5 protein-coding genes are annotated in these 3,893 nt (G+C 63.0%); 3 read left to right on the top strand and 2 right to left on the bottom strand.

The features are described from left to right. Both Y707_RS0107030 and Y707_RS0107025 read right to left on the bottom strand, forming a co-directional pair. On the bottom strand, positions 1-371 hold a 371-nt coding region (locus Y707_RS0107030), incomplete at its 3' end, for an alpha/beta fold hydrolase (RefSeq protein WP_026534545.1). A gap of 12 nt (positions 372-383) precedes the next feature. Further along, positions 384-2,168 (bottom strand): thiamine pyrophosphate-requiring protein, encoded by a 1,785-nt coding sequence (locus Y707_RS0107025; RefSeq protein WP_216699223.1) that lies wholly within the window; start codon positions 2,166-2,168, stop codon positions 384-386. A gap of 250 nt (positions 2,169-2,418) precedes the next feature. Between Y707_RS0107025 and Y707_RS24165 the strand changes: the two genes are divergently transcribed. From Y707_RS24165 to rsmD, 3 genes are read left to right on the top strand one after another with little or no spacing between them, the layout of a single operon-like run. Then, on the top strand, positions 2,419-2,796 hold the full coding sequence (locus Y707_RS24165) for an SPW repeat protein (protein ID WP_162150186.1): 378 nt from the start codon (positions 2,419-2,421) through the stop codon (positions 2,794-2,796). Between the two features lie 38 nt (positions 2,797-2,834). Further along, complete coding sequence (locus Y707_RS0107015) at positions 2,835-3,113, top strand: DUF3072 domain-containing protein (RefSeq protein WP_026534543.1); 279 nt, start codon at positions 2,835-2,837, stop codon at positions 3,111-3,113. A 35-nt stretch (positions 3,114-3,148) separates the two neighbouring features. Then, complete coding sequence (rsmD, locus tag Y707_RS0107010) at positions 3,149-3,715, top strand: 16S rRNA (guanine(966)-N(2))-methyltransferase RsmD (RefSeq protein ID WP_026534542.1); 567 nt, start codon at positions 3,149-3,151, stop codon at positions 3,713-3,715. The last annotated feature ends 178 nt before the right edge of the window (positions 3,716-3,893 follow it).

Raw genomic sequence — 3,893 nt, 5'->3', positions numbered from 1 at the left:
CCGAGGAAGACGGCCTTGTCCACCCGTTTCGAACCGTAGGTGCCCAGATACCTGCCCACTTCACCGGTTCCCATCGAGAATCCGACGAGGACGACGTCGTCCAGTTCCAATGTCTCCAGGAGGATGTTCAGGTCGCTGGCGAAGGTGTCGTAGTCGTACCCGGTCGTCGGCTGGCTGGACCTGCCGAAACCGCGGCGGTCGTACGTAATCACCCGGTAACCGGCGTCGAGCAGTGCCATCGTTTGCCGTTCCCAGGAGGCGCCGCTGAGCGGGTATCCGTGGATCAGGACTACGGGTTGGCCGGCTCCGTGGTCCTCGAAGTAAAGCTCGATGGGCGTGGTGTTCTCGGTTCCTACACTGAGATGCGCCATGGTCGTTCCTTTCTACTTCTTCCGGCCGGGCAGGAACTCCTGCGCCTTGACTTTGATGCCGTGTTTGAGCACCCCAAGGACGTCCTCGTCGCCCTTAATCATCGCTTCAGCGGACTGCTTTGCCTGCGCAAACGTCGCATGCGGCGGGATCGGAGGCACATCAGGGTCGACCCGCACATCGAGCACCGTCGGCCGGTTCGCGGCGAGTGCCCGCTCCCACGCCTCGCCGATCCGCGATGGATCATCCACATAGATGCCCTGCAGCCCGATGCTCTCTGCGAAGTCAGAGTAGGAAATGTCGGGCAGCGTCTGCGACTCGGTGAATTTCGGGGTCCCGCCCATCGCGCGCAGCTCCCAGGTCACCTGGTTCAGATCATCGTTGTGCAGCACAGCCACGATCAGCCGTGGATCGGCCCATTCTTCCCAGTACCGCCGGATGGTGATGAGTTCGGCGAGCCCGTTCATCTGCATTGCCCCATCGCCGGCAAGTGCGATGGCGGGACGTTCCGGGCAGCCGAATTTCGCACCAATGGCGTAGGGTACGGCAGGCCCCATGGTGGCCAGCGTGCCGGACAAGGACCCCCGCATCCGGCCGTGGAACTTCAGGTTCCGGGCGTACCAGTTCGCTGCGGATCCCGAGTCCGCGCTGACGATGGCGTCGTCGGGCAGTCTGCTGGAAAGTTCGGAGAAGAGCCGCATCGGATTAATCGGATTTGCGTCCACCATCGCTTCCTGCTGCATGGTTTCCCACCACTGCGTGACGTTGCTTTCGATCCCCTCGCGCCACTTACGGTCCTGTTTGCGCTGCAGTTGTGGGATCAGCGCGCGCAGGGCGGCGGCGGCGTCGCTGACAATATTAACCTCGTACGGATATCGCATGCCGATCTGCTTGGCGTCGATATCGATCTGCACCCCGCGGGCCTGGTCGTACTCGGGCAGGAACTGCGAGTACGGAAAGCTCGATCCGACGGTGAGCAGCGTGTCGCACTCCATCATCATTTCGTAGCTGGGCCTGGTCCCGAGCAGGCCGATCGAACCGGTCACGAACGGCAGTTCATCGGAGAGAACGTCCTTGCCGAGCAGCGCCTTCGCGACGCCGGCGCCCAGCAGATCGGCGACCTGCTCCACTTCCCGTTCCGCCCCGCGGGCACCGTTTCCGATCAGCAGCGCCACCTTGGAACCGGCATTCAACACCTCGGCAGCCCGGCCGATGGCGCCGTCGTCGGGCTTAACTTCCGGCCATTCCGTGCCAAGGCTGGAGGGCACCATCTTGAAGGCATGCGCCGGCGGAGTGTATTCCATTTCCTGCAGATCGGCTGGCACGATGATGGCAGTCGGGGCGCGCTCGGCCATCGCCACCCGGATGGCCCGGTCCAGGACATTGGGCAGCTGTTCGGGCATGGTCACCATCTGGACGTAGTCGCTGGCCACGTCCTTGTAGAGGCTGAGCAGGTCGATTTCCTGCTGGTAGGAGCCGCCCATTGCCGTGCGCGCGGTCTGCCCAACAATGGCGACGACGGGAACGTGGTCCAGCTTTGCGTCGTAGAGTCCGTTGAGCAGATGCACCGCTCCCGGTCCGGAGGTGGCCATGCAGACGCCCAACCGCCCGGTGAATTTGGCATAGCCGACGGCCTCGAACGCCGACATTTCTTCATGCCGGGCCTGAATGAATTGTGGCTCGTTGTCCGACCGGCCGAAGGCGCCGACGATCCCGTTAATTCCGTCGCCCGGGTAGCCGAAAACGTGCTCCACATCCCACTGGCGCAGGCGGTCCAGAATATAGTCCGCCACCAACATTGACGCCACAACTCCTCCTCGCAGATTACCGGCTGCGGAACACAGAACGTGCCCGCGGTCCGATAATCAGTATGCTTACAGCCTATGTAGGAGCAGAGGGCGTGCGCAATGAAGTATCTCCATTGACCGGCACCCGCGCCGGGCGTAACGTCACATCTGAGACTACGAAGCAGCCTTATTGAACGCGTCATGACCGCTCACAGGCCCGCAGTTACTTCGCGGGCCGATCATCGAAAGGATGTTGGTTACCGTGAAGGCATGGAGAAGCTGGCAGAACTGGGTTGCGGTTGCGGCGGGGCTCTACGCGGCCCTCTCCCCCATCTGGACGCCGATGGGACGGCTCGGAGGGATGGCTCTGATCAGCGGCGGACTGATGATCGTCGCGGCGGGCGTTCTTTCCCTTGGCACACCCATCGTGCTGGTCATGAACTGGACGCAGACGGCCCTTGGCGCGGCCGTGTTCATCTCCCCATGGGTGCTGATGTATTCGGATTCGCTGGGAGCGGCCATCACCGCCTGGATCACCGGTCTGATCGCCGCAGTCGTCGGCGGCATGGCTTCGATGAGATCGATGAAGGCGCGCGATAGTGAGGCTGAGATCCACAACCCGAACTACGATGCGCTGTAGCTGCTTGATCAATTATCGACGACGGAAAGGCTGGCCCGATGAGTGATGAGAAGCCGGAAACACTGGGTGCAAGGGAAGCGGACTCGCAGTCCGACGCGAGCAAGGATCCGGAAAACTGGGTCACGGCAAATGAGCCGATGACCGGTCCACAGCGCAGCTACCTGGACACTTTAGCGCGCGACGCCGGTGAGGAACTGCCCGCAGACCTGACCAAGGCTGAAGCTTCCGAGCATATCGAACGCCTCCAGGGTAAGACCGGCCGCGGGTCGGATCGGTCCAACAGTTCCAATAACGACCGCGGCGCCGGCCCCGGCTAAGCCCGCTCACCACAGGTGTTCGCTACGCTTGGGTAATGAGCCGCATCATCGCAGGAGCCGCCGGCGGGATGAGGTTGTTTTCAGTTCCGGGCGACGGCACACGTCCGACGACGGACCGGGTGAAGGAGGCTCTGTTCTCCCGGCTCGACTCGTACAACGTCATTTCCGACGCGCGCGTGCTGGATTTGTTCGCCGGATCCGGCTCGCTCGGGGTCGAGAGTGCCAGCCGTGGCGCCCATCTGGCGCATCTCGTCGAAATGGATGCCCGCGCCGCTGAGGTGTGCCAGCGGAATGCGGATGTCGTCAACAAGGTTCTGGGCAGTTCGGTCGTAAAGGTCCACCGGACCAATGTGGAATCTTTCCTGGAGCGTGAAAGTGCCGGCGGCTGGAATCTGGTGTTTATCGACCCGCCGTACGGCCTGTCGCAAAGCAAACTCGGTCACATACTGGAGTACCTGGTGCCGCACCTGGCCGAGGAGTCGGTGGTCGTCGTCGAACGCTCTGCCCGCAGTGCTGAACCCGGCTGGCCGGACGGTCTGGAATGGTTCTCCTCGAAAAAGTACGGCGAGACCCAACTCTGGTTCGCGGAGCCGGCCTACTAGGTTCGTTCCACCGTCACCCGTCGTCGTCGATGGCGTTTTCGCCGGCTCCATCGTTATCGGCGCGGTCATTACGGTTGACGTTGCGGGTGTCGTCTCCGCGCGGTGCGCCAGTGCCGGCCGGAACGCCAGCACCGCCCGTCCTCTCCTGGGAACCGGCGGGCGCGGTTGCCGGCACCCC

Origin of the sequence: Arthrobacter sp. H14 (genome assembly GCF_000520495.1) — a bacterium.
In the GTDB taxonomy this organism is placed as follows: domain Bacteria; phylum Actinomycetota; class Actinomycetes; order Actinomycetales; family Micrococcaceae; genus Arthrobacter_C.
This window is presented reverse-complemented; position numbering and strand designations above follow the sequence as displayed.

What these genes read in the sequence shown, in the direction of transcription:
- Y707_RS0107025 (WP_216699223.1), bottom strand. Translation starts at nt 2,168, where the DNA reads ATGTTGGTGGCGGACTATATTCTGGACCGCCTGCGCCAGTGGGATGTG.
- Y707_RS0107015 (WP_026534543.1), top strand. Translation starts at nt 2,835, where the DNA reads ATGAGTGATGAGAAGCCGGAAACACTGGGTGCAAGGGAAGCGGACTCG.
- rsmD (WP_026534542.1), top strand. Translation starts at nt 3,149, where the DNA reads ATGAGCCGCATCATCGCAGGAGCCGCCGGCGGGATGAGGTTGTTTTCA.